The 18432-nt window shown below is 61.5% G+C and carries 17 protein-coding genes and 1 tRNA gene; 15 read left to right on the top strand and 3 right to left on the bottom strand.

Annotated features, from left to right (window positions below; all coding sequences use genetic code 11):
* From V7M64_RS14780 to V7M64_RS14760, 5 genes are all read left to right on the top strand, one after another.
* Window positions 1-630 (top strand): short chain dehydrogenase, encoded by a 630-nt coding sequence (locus V7M64_RS14780; RefSeq protein ID WP_333680088.1) that lies wholly within the window; start codon window positions 1-3, stop codon window positions 628-630.
* A 53-nt stretch (window positions 631-683) separates the two neighbouring features.
* Window positions 684-1178 carry a regulatory protein RecX gene (locus V7M64_RS14775; protein ID WP_333680086.1) on the top strand — a complete coding sequence of 165 codons (495 nt, stop codon included), beginning with the start codon at window positions 684-686 and terminating at the stop codon, window positions 1176-1178.
* A 73-nt stretch (window positions 1179-1251) separates the two neighbouring features.
* Entirely contained in the window at window positions 1252-3888 is a 2637-nt protein-coding gene (gene alaS, locus V7M64_RS14770) for an alanine--tRNA ligase (RefSeq protein ID WP_333680084.1), read from the top strand.
* Between the two features lie 272 nt (window positions 3889-4160).
* Window positions 4161-4364, top strand: coding sequence for a carbon storage regulator CsrA (gene csrA / locus V7M64_RS14765; protein WP_192675612.1), 204 nt, complete (start codon window positions 4161-4163; stop codon window positions 4362-4364).
* Window positions 4365-4444: 80 nt separating this feature from the next.
* Window positions 4445-4537: transfer RNA gene (locus V7M64_RS14760), tRNA-Ser, on the top strand.
* 557 nt (window positions 4538-5094) lie between these two features.
* Here the strand turns inward: V7M64_RS14760 and V7M64_RS14755 are convergent.
* Complete coding sequence (locus tag V7M64_RS14755) at window positions 5095-6321, bottom strand: citrate synthase family protein (RefSeq protein WP_333680080.1); 1227 nt, start codon at window positions 6319-6321, stop codon at window positions 5095-5097.
* Between the two features lie 223 nt (window positions 6322-6544).
* Between V7M64_RS14755 and prpB the strand changes: the two genes are divergently transcribed.
* The 8 genes from prpB (at window position 6545) to V7M64_RS14715 (ending at window position 14322) form a co-directional block, all read left to right on the top strand.
* On the top strand, window positions 6545-7432 hold the full coding sequence (gene prpB / locus V7M64_RS14750; RefSeq protein WP_333680079.1) for a methylisocitrate lyase: 888 nt from the start codon (window positions 6545-6547) through the stop codon (window positions 7430-7432).
* Window positions 7433-7492: 60 nt separating this feature from the next.
* Complete coding sequence (prpC, locus tag V7M64_RS14745) at window positions 7493-8644, top strand: 2-methylcitrate synthase (RefSeq protein WP_333680077.1); 1152 nt, start codon at window positions 7493-7495, stop codon at window positions 8642-8644.
* A gap of 377 nt (window positions 8645-9021) precedes the next feature.
* A complete protein-coding gene (locus V7M64_RS14740; protein ID WP_333680075.1) occupies window positions 9022-9984 on the top strand; it encodes a hypothetical protein in 963 nt (320 codons plus the stop codon).
* A 106-nt stretch (window positions 9985-10090) separates the two neighbouring features.
* On the top strand, window positions 10091-10462 hold the full coding sequence (locus V7M64_RS14735; protein WP_333680073.1) for a hypothetical protein: 372 nt from the start codon (window positions 10091-10093) through the stop codon (window positions 10460-10462).
* On the top strand, window positions 10459-11148 hold the full coding sequence (locus V7M64_RS14730; RefSeq protein WP_333680071.1) for a C39 family peptidase: 690 nt from the start codon (window positions 10459-10461) through the stop codon (window positions 11146-11148). The genes V7M64_RS14735 and V7M64_RS14730 overlap by 4 nt, the downstream gene beginning before the upstream one ends.
* Window positions 11149-11157: 9 nt before the next feature.
* A complete protein-coding gene (locus V7M64_RS14725) occupies window positions 11158-11868 on the top strand; it encodes a hypothetical protein (RefSeq protein ID WP_333680069.1) in 711 nt (236 codons plus the stop codon).
* Window positions 11869-11901: 33 nt separating this feature from the next.
* Complete coding sequence (locus tag V7M64_RS14720; protein WP_333680067.1) at window positions 11902-13293, top strand: acetate kinase; 1392 nt, start codon at window positions 11902-11904, stop codon at window positions 13291-13293.
* Window positions 13294-13506: 213 nt separating this feature from the next.
* The gene (locus V7M64_RS14715) at window positions 13507-14322 is read left to right on the top strand and encodes an autotransporter outer membrane beta-barrel domain-containing protein (RefSeq protein WP_333680065.1); all 816 of its coding nucleotides are present in this window, start codon (window positions 13507-13509) and stop codon (window positions 14320-14322) included.
* A gap of 53 nt (window positions 14323-14375) precedes the next feature.
* On the opposite strand, the gene V7M64_RS14710 is transcribed toward V7M64_RS14715, so the two are convergent.
* Together V7M64_RS14710 and V7M64_RS14705 are read right to left on the bottom strand one after the other, a co-directional pair.
* Entirely contained in the window at window positions 14376-14987 is a 612-nt protein-coding gene (locus V7M64_RS14710) for a glutathione binding-like protein (protein WP_333680063.1), read from the bottom strand.
* 48 nt (window positions 14988-15035) lie between these two features.
* Complete coding sequence (locus V7M64_RS14705) at window positions 15036-15710, bottom strand: TerC family protein (protein WP_333680061.1); 675 nt, start codon at window positions 15708-15710, stop codon at window positions 15036-15038.
* A gap of 301 nt (window positions 15711-16011) precedes the next feature.
* Between V7M64_RS14705 and V7M64_RS14700 the strand changes: the two genes are divergently transcribed.
* Together V7M64_RS14700 and V7M64_RS14695 are read left to right on the top strand one after the other, a co-directional pair.
* Complete coding sequence (locus V7M64_RS14700) at window positions 16012-17463, top strand: bifunctional 2-methylcitrate dehydratase/aconitate hydratase (RefSeq protein WP_333680059.1); 1452 nt, start codon at window positions 16012-16014, stop codon at window positions 17461-17463.
* A 269-nt stretch (window positions 17464-17732) separates the two neighbouring features.
* On the top strand, window positions 17733-18432 hold a 700-nt coding region (locus V7M64_RS14695), incomplete at its 3' end, for an outer membrane beta-barrel protein (RefSeq protein ID WP_333680057.1).

The following is an 18432-nucleotide window of genomic DNA, read 5'->3' as shown; positions in this document are numbered from 1 at the left end:
ATGGCTGAGCGACGGCTAAGGATTTTGCTCGTCGGCGCCTCGGGCACATTAGGACGTGCGGTAGAGGCGGAACTCGCATCACGCCACGAAGTGGTGGCTGCCGGACGCAACTCCGGCAGCCTTCGCATCGATCTGACCGACGTCGCCAGCATTCACCACGCCCTTCGGCAAGCGGGCGAGCTGGACGCGGTGATCAGTGCCGCGGGCAAGGTCACGTTCGCGCCGCTGGCGGATTTCAAGCCAGCGGCTTATGGCGAATCGCTACACACGCTAGGCATTGCCGACAAGCTGATGGGACAGGTGAACCTGGCCCTCGCGGCGCGTGACCATTTGCGCGATGGTGGTTCGATCACGCTGACCACTGGCATTTTGTCCGAGCAGCCGATCGTGGCGGGCAGTTCTGCGAGCCTGGTAAACGGTGCGGTGGAAGCGTTCGTGCGTGCGGCGGCAATCGAGTTGCCACGCGGCTTGCGCATCAATGTGGTGAGCCCGAATGTGCTGATCGAGGCGATGCCGGCGTATGCACCGTTCTTTCGCGGGTTTGAGCCGGTCAGCGCGGCGCGTGCAGCGCTGGCGTTTGCGCGCAGCGTGGAAGGGGCGCAGACGGGGCAGGTGTACAAGGTGTTTTGATGCCGCTTTTCCCACCTGCTCCCTGATGGAGAAGGAGGGGAGCTCGCGCAGTCATGAAGAAACGCGACGACGATCCCAATGCCAAACCCAAAGCCAGCGCCTACAACAAGGCGCTGGGCTTGCTTGCGCGCCGTGATCACTCCCGCAAGGAACTGCGCCAGAAACTGGATCGCAGCGGCTACGCCCGCGACGAATCCAGCGAAGCGATTGATCGCCTGGGCGAGCAGCATTATCAAGACGACGACCGCTTCGCCGAAGCCTTGATCCGCAATCGTTCCGCCCAGGGCTATGGCCCCATGCGCCTGCGTGCGGAGCTGAAGAGCCACGGCTTGTCGGATGCCCGCATTCGCAGCTTGCTGGACGCAGCGGACGTCGATTGGGACGAATCTGCCGCCGCCCAACTGCGTCGGCGCTACCGCACAGGCACTACGGACCCCGCCGAACGCGCCCGCCGTGCGCAGTTCCTCTTGCGCCGGGGCTTCCCGGCCGCCACAGTACGGGATGTTACCCACGCCGACGTGGACGATGCTGCTGACGAAACCCCTTGAGGCCCCTGCGCGGGCCGGCTGAGGGCCGGTGGCGTCGCCTTGTGGCGCCCTTTCGTCTTGTGCCTCGAACTCCATGAAAACCGCCGATATCCGCTCCGCTTTTCTCGATTACTTCCGCACCAAGGACCACACCATCGTGCCTTCCAGCGCGCTGGTACCGGCCAACGACCCGACCTTGCTGTTCACCAATTCGGGCATGGTGCAATTCAAGAACGTATTCCTCGGCAGTGAGAAACTGCCCTACGCGCGCGTGGCCGACGTGCAACGCTGCCTGCGTGCCGGCGGCAAACACAACGACCTCGATTCGGTGGGTTACACCGCGCGCCACCACACCTTCTTCGAGATGCTGGGCAACTGGTCGTTCGGTGACTACTTCAAGCACGATGCGATCCGCTATGCGTGGGAATTGCTGACCGTCGTGCTGAAGCTGCCTGCGGAAAAGCTGTGGGTCACCGTTTATCACACCGACGACGAAGCCTTTGATATCTGGGCCAAGGAAATGGGTGTGCCGGCCGAACGGATCGTACGCATCGGCGACAACAAGGGGGCGCCGTTCGCTTCCGACAACTTCTGGCAGATGGCCGATACCGGCCCGTGTGGGCCGTGTTCGGAAATCTTCTACGACCATGGCCCTGACGTCGCCGGTGGCCCGCCCGGTTCGCCGGATGAAGACGGTGATCGCTACATCGAGATATGGAACCTGGTGTTCATGCAGTTCGACCGTGCACCCGATGGCACGCTGTCCCCGCTGCCGGCGCCGTGCGTGGATACCGGCATGGGTCTGGAGCGCCTGGCGGCCGTGCTGCAGCACGTGCACTCCAACTATGAAATCGATCTGTTCCAGCACCTGATCAAGCTGGCGTCGGAACTCACCAAGACGCCGGATCTCGCCAACAAATCCCTGCGCGTGATCGCTGATCACATCCGCGCCTGCTCGTTCCTGATCGTCGATGGCGTGCTGCCGTCCAACGAAGGCCGCGGCTATGTGCTGCGCCGTATCATCCGCCGCGCACTGCGCCATGGCTGGATGCTTGGCGTGCGGGGCGACTTCTTCTGGAAGATGGTGCAGCCGCTGGTGGAAGAGATGGGTGCGGCGTATCCAGAGCTGGTCGCCAAGCAATCCTTCGTGGAAGACGCGTTGCGCACGGAAGAACAGCGTTTCGGCGAAACGCTGGAGCACGGCATGCGTGTGTTCGACGAGGTTGCCGCCAAATCGGGTAGCACGATCGCTGGTGAAGATGCGTTTCGCCTATACGACACCTACGGTTTTCCCGTCGACTTGACGGCCGACATTGCCCGCGAGCGTGGACTCAGCGTCGACATGGCCGGTTTCGAACAGGCGATGGAGCAGCAGCGTGAGCGCGCACGTGCCGCCAGCCGTTTTGAGGCCAAAGGCCAGATGCCCGCCGAACTGGCCAGCCAGCTTGCGCCGACCGCTTTCCTCGGCTACGAAACGCTCTCCAGCCGCGCCAGCAAGGTGGTTGGCATCGTCCAGGCCGGCAAGCAGGTTGGGCAGCTCACGGAAGGTGAGGAAGGCTTGGTCATCCTCGATCAAACGCCGTTCTACGCGGAGTCGGGAGGTCAGGTGGGCGATACCGGCACGTTGTCGAACGGCGAGGGTCGGTTTGAAGTGAACGACACGATCAAGATGGGCGGCGTGTTCTTCGGCCATGCCGGTCGCTGGCATGGTGCACGACCCTTGCGTACGGGCGATGTGCTGGACGCCGATGTCGACACGTCGCGCCGCCAGGCCACGGTGCTCAATCACTCCGCCACGCACTTGCTGCACGCAGCGCTACGCAAAGTGTTGGGTACGCACGTTACGCAGAAAGGCTCGCTGGTGGCACCCGACCGCCTGCGTTTCGATTTCTCGCATTTCAAGCCTGTCAGCCGCGAGGAATTGGCCAAGATTGAAGCGCAGGTCAACATCGAAGTGCGTCGCAACGTCGAAGCCGAAGTGCGCCATATGGCTTACGACGATGCGATCGAATTCGGCGCCATGGCTCTGTTTGGCGAGAAATACGGCGATGAAGTGCGCGTGCTGAAGATGGGCGAATTCTCCACCGAGCTATGCGGTGGCACGCATGTAGGCCGTACCGGCGACATCGGCCTGTTCAAGATCGTCAGCGAATCGGGCGTGGCGTCCGGCGTGCGTCGTATCGAGGCGGTAACCGGTAACGGTGCGTTGGCGTATGTTGGCGAAGAAGAACGCCGCTTAAACGAGTTGTCGCACCTGCTTTCCAGCAGCGGCGACGACGCCACCGAAAAGCTGCGTCAATTACTCGATCGCCAGAAGAAATTGGAGCGTGAATTGGAGTCCCTGCGCGCCAAGGCTGCGGGCTCGATGACCGGTAATCTTGCTCAAGCGGCAAAGGACATCGACGGCGTCAAAGTCGTTGCGGCCCGCCTGGAGGGACTGGACGCGAAAGCCCTGCGCGATGGCGTTGATCAACTGAAACAGCAGCTGACTGATTGCGTGGTCGTGCTGGCGGGCGCGGTGGATGGGCGTGTTTCGCTGGTCGCCGGCGTCAACGGCAAAGCAGCCGGTCGCGTCAAGGCCGGCGACGTGGTGGCGCAGGTTGCCCATCAGATCGAGGGAAAAGGTGGCGGGCGCGCGGACATGGCACAAGGCGGCGGCATCGACAAACCACAATTGCCTGACATTTTGACCGGTACAGTGGCCTGGATCGGTCAGCAATTGGCAAGTTGATGCGCTGCGTATGGACCTGCTGTCAAGAATCTGTATAGATTGCACCCAACGCAGGGGCTCGGCTAGTATCGGTCAGATATCGGTGTCGCTGTTTGCGGTGGCGCTGTTTAAGTGTCGAATTGTTTTTCGAAGCAATTCGACGATTGGAGAGCCGGGAAGGCGGTAAGGCCTTTGACGGACGCTAACGTCAGAACTGCGTGGTGATGTGCTCAGGGGTGAGGCAACAACATGCAGACGGCCTGTGACCACAAGCATTAAATGGAGTAACAGCTATGTTGATTCTGACCCGCAGGGTCGGGGAAACCCTAATGATCGGCGACGAGGTGACCGTCACCGTTCTTGGCGTCAAAGGCAACCAGGTCCGCATTGGCATCAATGCGCCCAAAAACGTTGCCGTGCATCGCGAGGAGATTTATCAGCGCATCAAAGGTGAGAGCGAGAACGGCGGCGCGACCGGCGAGTCAGGCGGACATTGATTCCCCCTTTACCTGACGGGCAACGGCCGGTATCCTTTCCGGCTCCCGTGATAGCCATGTGACGCACGGGGACAAAACATGGAGAGATGCCCGAGAGGCCGAAGGGGCTCCCCTGCTAAGGGAGTATAGGGTCAAAAGCCTTATCGAGGGTTCGAATCCCTCTCTCTCCGCCACCCATAAAAAAGCGCCCGCAAGGGCGTTTTTTTATGGGTGGCGGAGAGAGAGGTCTGATGAGAACCATTTCGGTTCGACAAATTTGTCGGGAACAAATTTGGACAGCCGAAGGCTGGCCCCGGAGCGCGTAGCGCGGAGGGGTGAGGCCCATGGATGGGCCGAACAATCCCCCTCTCTCTACTTTCGCCACTCGCGTAAAGAGCGCCCGAAAGAGCGTTTTTTATGGGTGACGGAGAGAGGTCTGATGAGAACCTTTCGGTTCGACACAAATTTGTCGGGAACAAATTTGGACAACCGAAGGTTGGCCCTGGAGCGCGCAGCGCGGAAGGGCGAAGCCCATGGATGGGCTGAGCACAATTGTCGGGAACAAATTTGGACAACCGAAGGTTGGCCCTGGAGCGCGCAGCGCGGAAGGGCGAAGCCTATGGATGGGCTGAGCACAATTGTCGGGAACAAATTTGGACAGCCGAAGGCTGGCCCCGGAGCGCGGAAGGCGAGGCGCGCTCTGAAGGAAACAGCCCCGCTCACGCAAGCCATCAAAAAAGCACAACAACCATCACCCTTCACGCTGCGGCATGCGCCCCACATAACTGGCCCGCGGCCGAATCAGGCTTCCGCTTTCCTGCTGCTCCAGCGCGTGCGCCAACCACCCAGCCATGCGGCCGGCAGCAAACATTGCCAAAGCAACATCCGCATTCAATTCGTATGCCGAAGCAATCGCCGCCAATGCGAAATCCAGATTCGGATGCCGGCCGCATTGCGCCTTTACGGCATCCATCAAACGATCGATGGCAGCCAGCTTGGCGGGACGCGGACGCGTAGCGTTCAGCGCGTCGAGCAATGCCGTCGCGCGTGGATCGCCTTCGGGATACAGCGTATGCCCAAAGCCCGGCAGCGTTTCGCCGCGGCGAAGGCGCTCGCGAACGCGCTCGACGGGTTTGCGTTCGCGCAGCATGTCCTGGATCAGCGCATGCGCTCGAGCCGCCTGTCCGCCGTGATGAGGGCCGGATAGCGTCGCCAATCCCGCGCACACGGCGGTATGCAAACTGGCGCCGGTAGATGCGGCGACGCGCGTAGCGAACGAAGACGCGTTGAGTTCGTGATCAGCACACAACACCAAGGCGCAGCGCACCAGGTCGGATAGGCCCGCGCTTTCCTTGCGCCAGTGCGCGGCCATCACGCGGTGAATGGACTGAGTACTGGGTTGGGTTGCACACAGCAACGCCGCCGTCTCTCGTAACAGCAGCGCCGCGTCGTGGCGGCGATGCAGCGGATTTGTACTGTGCGCATGCATGGCATCGAGAGCCAGTAACGGCAGTGCAGCGATGGTTCGTTCCAGCGGCGGCACATCGGCTTGGCGAAGCAGAAGTGTGATGGACTCCGGCCAGCGGGGCGGTGAGTCGGCGGCAAAGGGATCGTGATCAGCGCAATCCCACAACAGTCGTGCCGTTTCCTCCAGCGTGGCGCCGCTTTTCGCCAAGGCGATGGCAGACTCGCCGCGGTAGTAATGCCCGCGCGGACGAATCAACGAGATGCGCGTTTCCATCACCGGCAATCCCCACGCCAGACTATGCGCGGCGCCTTGCGCCGCCCCGCGTCCAGCCTGCTTGCGCTCGATCAATTGCTCGATGTCGCTGGCGCTGTATTCCCGCGTGCGGCCATCCGGTCCGGGGCGCGAATCGATGCGGCCGCGGCTGACATAGGCGTATAGCGTCGCAAGGTTTACGCCGAGCCGCGCGGCAGCATCCTGGGCAGATAGATAGTCGGTGCGCATGGACGACATATTGATCCTATCAATCAAGATTGATCAATATATTTTGCCGTGACAGAGTGACGTCCATCGCGTTCGTCAGTGCGTCCAGGATTCCTTTCGCATCGGTCGATCGTGCATGGGCGTCTCAATGTGCCATGCCACTTCGATATACAGCAGCCCCGCAGATGCTTACTGCGCCGCGACATGGCCGCCCGGATACATCGCATACAATTTCCCGTTTCGGAGAAACGCAATGACCCAGCTCGATTCTGCCGGCAGCCGCTTTCGCGCCGCGCTTGCCGCCGAAAAGCCCCTGCAGGTGATCGGCGCCATCAACGCCAATCATGCCTTGCTCGCCAAGCGGGCGGGGTATCGCGCCATCTATCTGTCCGGCGGCGGTGTGGCGGCAGGTTCGCTGGGCATGCCGGATCTGGGCATCAATACGCTGGATGACGTGCTCACCGACGTGCGTCGGATCACCGACGTCTGCGATCTGCCGCTGATGGTGGATATCGATACCGGCTTTGGTCCCAGCGCCTTCAACATCGCGCGCACCGTGAAAAGCCTGATCAAGTTCGGCGCGGCGGCTTGCCATATCGAAGACCAGGTAGGCGCCAAGCGTTGTGGCCATCGTCCTGGCAAGGAAATCGTGCCGGCCGGTGAAATGGCCGATCGCGTGAAAGCAGCAGCGGATGCCAAGACCGATGCCAACTTCTTTCTGATTGCGCGTACCGATGCGATTGCGGTGGAAGGCGTGGATGCCGCCATCGAGCGCGCGCTGGCCTGCGTGGAAGCAGGTGCGGACGGCATCTTCGCCGAGGCCGCGTACGATCTGCCTACCTATCAGCGTTTTGTTGATGCAGTGAAAGTGCCGGTGCTCGCCAACATCACCGAATTCGGCAGCACGCCGTTGTTCAGTGTCGACGAACTGCGCAGTGCCGGCGTGGGCATCGTCCTGTATCCGTTGTCGGCATTCCGTGCCATGAACAAGGCTGCCGAAACGGTCTATCAAGCCATCCGCCGCGATGGCCACCAACGCAACGTGGTCGACATGATGCAGACGCGCGAGGAGTTGTACGACCGCATCGGCTACCACGACTTCGAGAAGAAGCTCGACGCGCTATTCGCCGGCAAGAAGTAATTTCCCGCAGCCGTTTTCCCAACGGCTGTGATCCATGTTTCGCACCCTGGAGCACTACCAATGAGCGAGCAATCCGCAACTGCCCCCAAGCCGAAGAAATCCGTTGCCCTGTCCGGCGTGGCGGCAGGCAATACCGCGCTGTGCACGGTCGGCCGCAGCGGCAATGACCTGCATTATCGCGGCTACGACATTCATGACCTGGCGGCCAAGGGCTGCTTTGAAGAAGTGGCTTATCTGCTGGTGCATGGTGTGCTGCCGAACTGGGCCGAATTGAATGCCTACAAGGCCAAATTGAAGCGCCTGCGCGGCCTGCCGGCGCCGGTGAAGAGCGCACTGGAGCTATTGCCCGCCGCCACGCACCCGATGGACGTGATGCGTACCGGATGCTCCGTGCTGGGCACCGTGCTGCCGGAAAAGGAAGACCACAATCTGACCGGCGCGCGCGACATCGCCGACCGCCTGATGGCCAGCTTCGGCTCCATGCTGCTGTACTGGTATCACTTCAGCCATAACGGCAAGCGCATCGAAACCGAAACCGAAGACGAAACGGTTGCCGCGCACTTCCTGCACCTGTTGCACGGCAAGAAGCCGAGCGAGCTGCATGCGCAGTCGCTGGATCGCTCGCTGGTGCTGTATGCCGAGCACGAGTTCAATGCATCCACCTTTACCGCGCGCGTGATCGCCGGTACCGGTTCGGACATGTATTCGGCCATTACCGGCGCGATCGGCGCGCTGCGCGGGCCGAAGCATGGCGGCGCGAATGAAGTGGCCATGGACATCATTGCCAGGTATCGCAATGCGAACGATGCAGAAACCGATATCCGTGCACGCGTGGAGCGCAAGGAAATCATCATCGGCTTCGGCCATCCGGTTTACACCGTCTCCGATCCGCGCAACGAAATCATCAAGGAAATTTCGCGCAAGCTTTGCACGGAAGGTGGCAACCCGATCTTGTTCGAAGTATCCGAGCGCATCGAAAAGCTGATGTGGGAACTGAAGAAGATGTTCCCGAATCTCGACTGGTACTCGGCCAGCGCCTACCACATGATGGGCGTTCCCACCGCCATGTTCACGCCGCTGTTCGTGATTGCGCGCACGTCCGGCTGGAGCGCGCACGTCATCGAGCAGCGCCAGGATGGCAAGATCATCCGTCCTAGCGCTAATTACACCGGGCCGGAAGACCGCACGTATACGCCGATCGAAAAGCGTTGAGTTGATTGTCGCGGCTATCAAAAAAAGGGGCGTTTTGCCCCTTTTTTTGTTGCTTGCATCGACGGGACTGTTGCATGGCCGATACACCTGGCCAGGTGGATGTCGATGCATGGCAATACGTTGTTTTGATGGCACATATTTTCGTATGAGATGCCTGTGCGAAAGCGATTGTGACGCTACTGTTGCACGCATGTAGCACCTAGCAAGCGTTGCGCCATTTTTTCGTGCCGCTTCAATGCCTGCGCAATGCATTGATTTTTATAAAGGCTCCGTAAGCTCGTGCGAATCTTCGTGCGTGGCATGCGGTTTGCCATACCTAAGCGCTGTGACAGCAAAAAAAGCAGGGGGCAATCGCATCCGTTCCGGGAGGAATATTTATGCGCAAGACTCTTCTTTTCACGGCATTGACGCTTGGCTTGGGACTTGCTCTCCCGGCCATGGCCCAGCACAACCACAACTCGTTCAACGACAACTCCAACCAGAACAACGACAACAGCACGCACTCCAATACCAACAACAGCATGCATACCAAGACCGTCACCACCAGCGGTGACGACCGCGACAACAGTGGCGATGTCAACAGCGATGGCATGGGCACCTCCGCAGCCAACAACGGTGGCACTGCTTATTCATCGGTCAACGACGCTTTCAATAAGAGCATCGCTGTGGCCAATACCACCTTGAACGGCGCGGTTTCCGACGTCTCGGTATGGGGCATCGGCAATGTAGCGACCGATAAGGGCAGCGCGAACGGTGGAAGTGGCGGTAAAGGCGGAAGCGGCTGGGGTGGCAATAGCTACAGTGGCAAGGGTGGCAGCGGTGGATCCGGCGGCGATTCCTACGCGCATAGCGGCCACGCGGGCGGGTCAGGCTCCAGCAGTGGTGATGCATTGGGCGTCAGTGCTGCCGTGGGCGCAGGTGCGCACAGCGATGGCGGCGATGCCAGCGACAACGGCAGTCGCAGGGGCGGCGATGCGTCGGGGGGCAGCGGCACTTCGACGGGCGGTTCGAATACGGCCGGTGCAGCAACGGGCACGAGCGGCAGCAGCTCATCGACCGGCGGCACCAGCGGCATGGTGGCGAGCGCTGGCGGTAACGGTGCAGGCGGCGGTGACGGTGGCTCCAGCATGGGCGGCGCAGGCAGCGGCGCGTCGGGTGGCAATGGCGGCAATGGTGGCAGTACGGCGGCAGATGCCGGCACCTTCGACATGGCCAATAGCATGACCAGTACCGCCGCAGCAGCAGCAGGCATCACGACCATTGCGCAGAACAGCGGTGCAGCAGCGCTGATCCAGCAGGGCGTGACGGTGCAGGCCAATCTGGCCGTAGGCGGCCATTGAGGTACGACTGACCGGCATGGCGGGGCAGGTAACGCTCCGCCATGTCGTTTATGCCTGCGGGAACGTGGTCGTAGGCGATGCGCCAAACACCAACGGAGTAAGTGCCATGGCTCGTGTAACACCCGTAATAGGGCTGGCGCTGTTGTGCACGACGGGAGGAGCGTTTGCGGCTGATCCGCCGGCCAATGTGCCGGGCGCCCGGCATGTTTCCAGCGCACCAGCGCTGGTGGATGGTTTCGGTCAAGCGGTCACTGCCAGCACGTTGCAGCATTACAGCGGCGGCAGTCTGGTGCAGAACAATCAAACCATCACCGGCGCGGTAACCGGCAATACCGCTTCAGATTTGACCACCGGCGCCAATTCGATCAGCGGCAATTCGCTGGATGGCGCCTCCGGCCTGCCGTCGGTGGTGCAAAACACCGGCAACAACGTGCTGATCCAGACCGGCGTGATCGTCAATGTGCAGTTGAAACCATGAAGCGCATGCTGCCAGCGTCCGTCATGTTCGTTGCGCTCGCTGCAGCGCCCGTGCTGCATGCAGGCAACATGGCACTCAACGACAACGCCGGGCAGACCTATCGGCTGCACATCACCACGCTGAAGGAAGCGAAGTATCGCAACACGATTCATCAGAGATACGACTTCAGTTGCGGCTCGGCTGCCGTGGCAACGTTGTTGACCTACCAATACAACTATCCGGTCAACGAGCAGATCGTATTCGAGCAGATGTATGTGCACGGCGACCGCAGGAAGATCAACAAGGAAGGCTTCTCGCTGCTGGATATCAAGCTTTACCTGGAAAGCATCGGTTTCCAAGCCGATGGCTTCCACGCCAGCTTGCAGCAATTGCAACAAGCCAACCTGCCAGCGATCGTGCTGATCGAAGAACGGGGCTATCACCATTTCGTGGTGATCAAGGGCGTGCGCTATGGGCGTGTACTGGTCGGCGATCCCGCCCGCGGTACGCGCGCGATTCCTGAGGATCGTTTCGACCAGCTGTGGAAAAACGGGTTGGTATTCGTCATCCACAACCGGCGCGACCTGGCGCACTTCAACGCTGATAGTGACTGGCGCCATGCGCCGCTCGCCCCGTTAGGGCTAGGTGTCGACCGGCGCGGGCTGGACACGATCACCATGCCCAAATACGGACCTGGCGACATATGAGGTGACCTTATGAAACGTTCCGGTCTCTCGTTGCGCGTGATGAGCTTGCTGGTTTTGGCAGGAAGCGCCGGTGTGGTGCATGCCCAGGCTCGCGCGCCGGCAGTTGGCTTCGGCCTGCCGATTTCGACGCAAAGCCTTGCCGCCATCCGCGGTGGCTTCGATCTGGGCGATGGCCTGGAGGTATCGTTCGGCATCCAGCGAGCGGTATACGTCGACGGCAATCTCGTCACCTATCTCAACGTGTCGATTCCTGACATCGCGCATATCACCGCACAACAGGCGACATCACTGGCCGAAGCCCTCGGCACGATCGACGTGCAGGTCGGTTCTGGCAATACGTTCACGCCCTCCATGACGACTCAGGCGGGCACGGCTTCCGTCGCGCAAACGGTGACGCAGACCGTCACGCAAGCGCTGGCACCAGGTGCAGCGAGCAGTGCCGTGGGCAACGTCGGCTCGGCCAGCGCCGGTAGTGCGTCGTCAACGCAAACCAGTGGGGCGGGTGCGTTGCAGAACACGCCAATGGTCACCAGCACCATCATTCCAGCTTCCACCACGCAAGCCAGTGCGGCGACGGTGATCCAGAACACGGTGAACAATCAGCTTATTCGCAGCCTTACTACGTTGAACGTGGCGGTGAATGCGCTTGACGCGATGCGTAACCAGGGGCTGCAGCAGAGCATGCAAACCGCACAACAGTTGCAGGCGTTGTCGCATTGATGCGAGCGGATGCAGATCCGCCGGGGGAACAACATGAAGAACAGGACGGATCGGAAAACCAGGCATGTCCTCAAGCCATGGCTTTATGCCGGCGGCTGCGCCAGCCTGATGGCTTTCAGCGGAGCGGTGGTATCGCAGGATGCATCGAATGCGGCGGCCAGTGCGGACGACACCTCCTCTCCAGCCATTCGCCAGCGGCTTGCGGAACAGGACGCCCGCATCCAGGCCATGCACGCGCAGATCGACGCGCTGCAACGCCAGCTTGCGCAGCAAGAAGCCGATTACCGGTCCTTGCGCCATGCCGTTGGTATGGACGTGCTGTCACGCCAACGTGGCGGCAATATCGCTGCCGGTGGATCGGGTGCCGCGGCATTGCCGATGCCATCGCCGGATGCAGCCGTTGATGTGCAGGCGGCGCAACAAGGCGCGCCCGCCGCACCCGTCGGCCAGGCCCCGGCAGAAAACTCGCGCCCGCCGGAAGTCGCGCCGATCTTCCAGCAACCGGGCGTGCTGACGCCGCGCGGCAAGATCGTGGTGGAGCCGACGTATCAGTTCGGTTATTCCACTGCCGATCGCGTGGCATTGGTTGGGTACACCATCATTCCCGCCATCCTGATTGGCCTGATCGATGTGCGCCAGGTACGCAGCACGACGCAGACGGCGATTCTCACGGGGCGCTATGGCATTACCAATCGCATGGAACTGGAAGTGCGTATTCCTTATGTGGATACGCATACCGATACGGTGAGCCGCGAAGTGCTGACCGGTTCGGCCGAGAACAACGTGTTCGGTTCCAGCGGCAAAGGGCTTGGCGATATCGAGGCAACGTTGCGCTACCAAATCAACAATGGTGGCGCGGACAAGGCGTATTACATCGGCTGGTTCCGCTTCAAGTCGCGCACCGGCAAGGATCCCTTCGAAGTGGTGACCGATTGCGTAACGCGTTGCGTGCAGAATCTCACCGGCACCGGCTTGCCGGTGCAGCAGCCGACCGGCACGGGTTTCTACACGTTGCAACCAGGCCTGACCTGGCTGCTGCCATCCGATCCGGTGGTGTTCTTCGGCAACTTCAGTTACCTGTACAACCTCGAGCGGCATAACGTCTCCGAGAACATCCTGCTGGGAGGCAAGCAATTTCTCGGTAACGTGAAAATGGGCAACGAGGGGGATGTCAGCGTTGGCATGGGTATGGCGCTGAACGACAGGGCATCGCTCAGCATCGGCTACGACCAGACCTTTATCGGCAGAACCACTGAATCCGGCCAAAAACTGCCTGGCTCGACCAAGGTGTGGCTGGGCCAGCTGCTGATTGGCGGTTCGTACCGCTACAACGACAAGCAAACCTTGAATGTCACGCTGGGCGTCGGCGTGACACGCGATACGCCGGATGCAACGGTGATCGTCCGCGTGCCGATGATGTTTTGATCATCGCTGCCTGCTACGGAACGCGCACGCCGCAGTTTCGCGTGCGCAAAAAAATGCCGCGCCTTGCACGGTGTTTGCACACTGGCGGTATCTAGTATCGATCACTCCTGATGTCATGCGAATGCTGCCGCGTTCTGGGCATGTTCGCTCGTGGGAAGGAGTGTCATCGTGCGTTGTACCGCCCCAACTCGTGTTTCGCATTGCTGCCTTGCCATGGCACTTGCCGCAGCGACCGGCGTGGCGTTTGCTGACAACAGCAATCCGGACATCTCGCCGGCGCTCGATCGCTTCAGTCTCTGGCTCGGCGCTTACGAGCCAGACACCAATACCACCGTAAGTGCCGGGTTGAACGATCCTGCGGTGAAGGGAAAGCTCGATTTGCAGCATGATCTGGGCTTTCCTTCGCACCAGACGGTGCCGCGGGCGCGCCTGGATTTTCTGCTGGGTGAAAGCCAGGGTTTTTCGTTCGACTATTACCGGATCGACCAAAGCCGAACCCGGACGCTCGACAAGGCGGTCGGCTTTGACGGCAATATCTTTGGCGCGATGGCGTCGGTGACAGGCCGGGTGAACTTCGATTTCGGCAGCGCCGCCTACAAGTGGTGGTTCGGACATGGCAGCGATGTGTTCGGCATTGGCGTCGGCGCCGCGTATTACCGCGTGCATGCGGGCATCAGCGGGCAGGCAACCGTGTATGGACCGTTTATCGGGCAGGCGAGCGCCTATGCCTCCACGGCCACCACGCAGAGCGCCTGGGCGCCGGAGCTGCAGCTGGGATGGCGACATGCGTTCAGCAACAATCTGCGCATGTATATCAATGCCTCGGGCGTAAAGAAGAACGGCAATCACCTGGGCGGGCACATCTACGATGCTGCACTTGGCCTGGAGTGGTTTCCGTGGCGGAACCTTGGCTTTGGTGCGGAGTACGACTACACGCGTATCCATATCCATCAAGGACATCGCACCTACAACGACGATATCGCCATGCGAATGGATGGTCCGTCGGTGTACTTGCGGGTGCGGTTTTGAACGGCGTCATGCCCTCTCCGCGATGGGGAGAGGGCATGTGTGCGCAAAAGTGATCAAACGCCCTCGGCCTTCATCGCCGCCTGCACGCCGGCATCGGTCTCCATCCGCGCGAAGAACGCATCGAGGTGCGCGAGCCCGCCGAGAGCCACCTGCATGCGCTTGGCCCAGCGCAGCACGACGAACAGGTATGCATCGGCCACCGAGCGATGTCCGGTCAGCCACTCGCGGTCGGCCAGCTGCGCATTCAGCCGTTCGAAATGCGTACGCAGATGCTGGCGTGCCATATCTTGCACCGCGGCGTGCTGGGACTCGTCGGCGATAAAGCGTTGCGGACGGAACAACGGCTTGAAGGCGCCATGCACATCGACATTGAGATAGCACAGCCAGCGATTCACTTCCGCGCGCTCGCGCGGCGAACCCTGGCCGTCGAGCTTTGCTTCCGGAGAAAGGTCCATCAGGTAATTGAGGATGGCGACGTTCTCGGTGAGCACCCAATCCTCTTCCATGGCGAGAGCCGGCACCTGTCCGGAGGGATTGATCTTCAGATAGTCCGGCGAGCGCAGCGCCTCGCGCGCAACCTCTTGCGTCTCGTAGGGCTTGCCGATCCATTCGAGCACGATGTGATCGGCCATCGAACAGGCGCCGGGGATGTAGTACAGCTTCATGACAACTCCATGCTGGCGAGATAGCCGCGCAGTGTGGCGCGCCGGGCATCAGGCCTCAAGCCGTCGCCGCCGATTGATCACGTATCCGCCACCGCACACGATGACGGCCAGGCCGATTTCCAGCGCGTGCTTCATCCAGCCATGTGCATCGAACCACGCACGCCATAGCGTTTCGTGACTGATCATGCGGCCTCCCGTCCAGGCGATGGCCGCGGCGCCGGCGTAGATGAGGATGGGAAGACGCTCGATCAGCTTGATGATCAGCGTCGAACCCCATACCACCAACGGAATGCTGATCAACAGGCCGATCACCACCAGGCCCATGTGTCCTTTCGCGGCGCCGGCAATGGCCAGCACGTTGTCCACGCCCATCAGCACGTCGGCCACGATGATGGTGCGCAGCGCCGACCAGAAACTCGCTGCGGCGGCAACGGAGCCGTGTTCGTCCTGCGCGGGTTTGAGCAGCTTCCACGCGATCGGCAGCAACAGCAGCCCGCCGGCCAGCATCAGTCCGGGCAGTTCAAGCAGGTAGACGACGATCACCGTCAGCGCAATGCGCACGGCAATCGCGCCCAGGGTGCCCCAAATCACCGCACGTTTTTGCAAGGCGTGAGGAAGGTTGCGCGCGGCGAGCGCGATCACGATCGCGTTGTCGCCGGCCAGGACCAGATCCAGCAGGATGATGGTGAGCAGATCAGAAAGCAGATGGGTGGGGAGCGTCATGCCGGGTTCCTGGGCGTGCGGGACTCAAGCGGCGACGACGGGACGCACGCCAGCCCCGTCATCACCGCAAAAGTCTCGTTCCCGGCCTTCAGGCCGCCGCGGCGCCCGGAGCGATGCTTCGCTCGTGATGACGATCGCCGCGCGGATGCGGCTGGCCGCATCCGGAACTACTCCCCTTTGGGGTGGTTCGCGGGATTCTGAGTGGCGGAGCAGGGTGGGTCAAGCGCATGCAGCGCTTGCAGCATGTCTCAACTTGGTGTTCCCCGTTACAATTTCGCTTTTCCCTTACCGCGAGATCCCCATGAGCGCGCACGACATCCGTTCTGCCAAGCGTCCCGATCCCGATCAACCGATGGTCGACATTGCCAACTACGTCGCCGACTACCGGATCGATTCCACCGAGGCGTATGACACCGCGCGCTACATGCTGCTCGATTCGCTGGCCACCGCGATGATGGCGATGAAGTTTCCCGAATGCGTGAAGCATCTCGGACCGGTGGTGCCGGGTGCGACGTTGCCAGGCGGTGCGCGCGTGCCGGGCACCAGCCATGAGCTTGATCCGGTGCAGGCGGCGTTCGCCATCGGCACGCAGATCCGCTGGCTGGATTTCAACGATACGTGGCTGGCCGCCGAGTGGGGCCATCCGTCCGACAATCTGGGCGCGATCCTGGCCGTGGCCGATTACCTGAGCCGCAAGGCCGAGCGCGAAGGCGGCACGGCGCTGACCGTACGCGACGTGCTGGCCTATGCGATCAAGGCGCACGAAATCCAGGGTTGCTATGCGCTACTCAACAGCTACAACCGCGTCGGCCAGGATCATGTGATCCTGGTGCGTCTGGCTTCCACCGCGGTCGCTACCGCGATGCTGGGCGGCAGCAAGGAGCAGATCACCACCGCCGTATCGCACAGCTGGATCGACAACGGCGCGCTGCGCACGTATCGCCACGCGCCCAATACCGGGCCGCGCAAGAGCTGGGCAGCCGGCGACGCCTGCCGCCGCGCCGTTACCCACGCCATCAATGCGGTCTACCGCGGCGTGGTGGGTTATCCCTCCGCGCTCACGGCCAAGACCTGGGGTTATTACGACGTGGCGTTCAAGGGCAAGCCGTTCGAGTTCGAGCGCCCGTTCGGCAGCTACGTGATGGAGAACGTGCTGTTCAAAATCAGCTTCCCGGCCGAGTTCCACGCGCAGACCGCGGTGGAGTGCGCCATGAAGCTGCACGCGCAGGTCGCCGGCAAGCTCGACCGGATCGAGAAGGTGGTGATCGAAACGCAGGAAGCCGGCTGCCGCATCATCGACAAGACCGGCCCGTTGGCCAATTACGCCGATCGCGATCACTGCATCCAGTACATGGTGGCCCTGCCGCTGATCTTCGGCCGCCTCACCGCGGATGACTACAACGACGACGTCGCTGCCGATCCGCGCATCGATGCGCTGCGCGAGAAAATGTCGGTCACCGAGAACCCGCAGTTCACCAAGGACTACTTCGATCCCGAGAAGCGTTACATCGGCAATGCCGTGCAGGTGTTCTTCAAGGACGGCAGCAGCACCGAGAAGGTGTCCATCGACTACCCGATCGGCCATCGCAAGCGCCGCGCCGAGGGCATCCCGGTACTGCTGAAGAAGTTCGAGGCGGCCATGCGCGGCCACCTGCCGTCGCACAAGGTGAAGGCCATCCTGGACGCAACGGCCGATCCGGCCACGCTGGATGCCATGCCGATCCAGGATTTCCTCGGTCTCTTCACGCTGTGATGACATGAAGAGCAGAAAATCTTAAGCCATGGGTTCAAGACCCGGTTCGACCCAGGGGCCGAGCCGGGTTGGCGTCGTCGCGGGGGCAGGCAGACTGTGGGCTGACAGGCAGTTAGCGATCATTTTGCATGTCGTTTAAAACTTGTTAAACTCGCCCGCGCCGGGCGTTGGCCATCGTACGAGTCCTGTGCCGCAATGGTGGCGCGTCTACAGCGATTTGGCTTGGCGGGATGAATGCCCTACACATTAAGAAATGAGGAGAACACCTGATGAAACGTAAGGGCCTGTATTTTCTGATCGCGCTTGCGCTGGGTGGCGTCGCCGCCGTTCATGCGCAGGACAACACGGCTGCGGGCAGCAGCACGGCCAGCAGCAATGCGCCGGCGTGGCCGAATGGCTTTGATGATCGCTGGTACGTTGCCCCGACGGTGGGCGGCTACTACAACGACACCGATCGCAATACGCGCAGCCGCCAGATCTACTACGGGCTGTCGGTAGGCAAATTCATCAGCCCGAACGTTGCCGTCGAGCTGTTCATCGATCGCACCAAGCGCAAGGGCGACTCGAACGTGTTTGGCCAGGGCAACACCTGGTCGAGCAACAACTACGGCGTGTCGGCACGTTATTTCTTCGGCGATGCCAACGCGTGGCGTCCGTACCTGCTGGGCGGCGTGATGGGCAGCTACCACCACAATCCGCTGAACCGTGATTGGGCGCCCGCCGCCGAAGCAGGCGTAGGCGTGTCCAAGTCGATCACCGACAGCGCGGATTTCCGCGTGGAAGCGGGCTACCGGTATGACTGGGACGACAAGACCCAGCCGGCGAAGAACGGCTATGGCGACTGGTTCCTGGGCTTCAGCATCGTGGCCAAGATCGGCTCCGTGCCGGCCCCGGCTGCCCCGCCCGCGCCGCCCCCGCCGCCGCAGCCGGACTGCTCCAAGCAGTTCCGCAATGGCGTGAACCTGTGCG

This window comes from Dyella sp., from assembly GCF_036746095.1.
Taxonomy (GTDB): Bacteria; Pseudomonadota; Gammaproteobacteria; order Xanthomonadales; family Rhodanobacteraceae; genus Dyella_B.
Note: the sequence above shows the minus strand (reverse complement) of the source record. Positions and strands in the feature narration are given on the sequence as shown.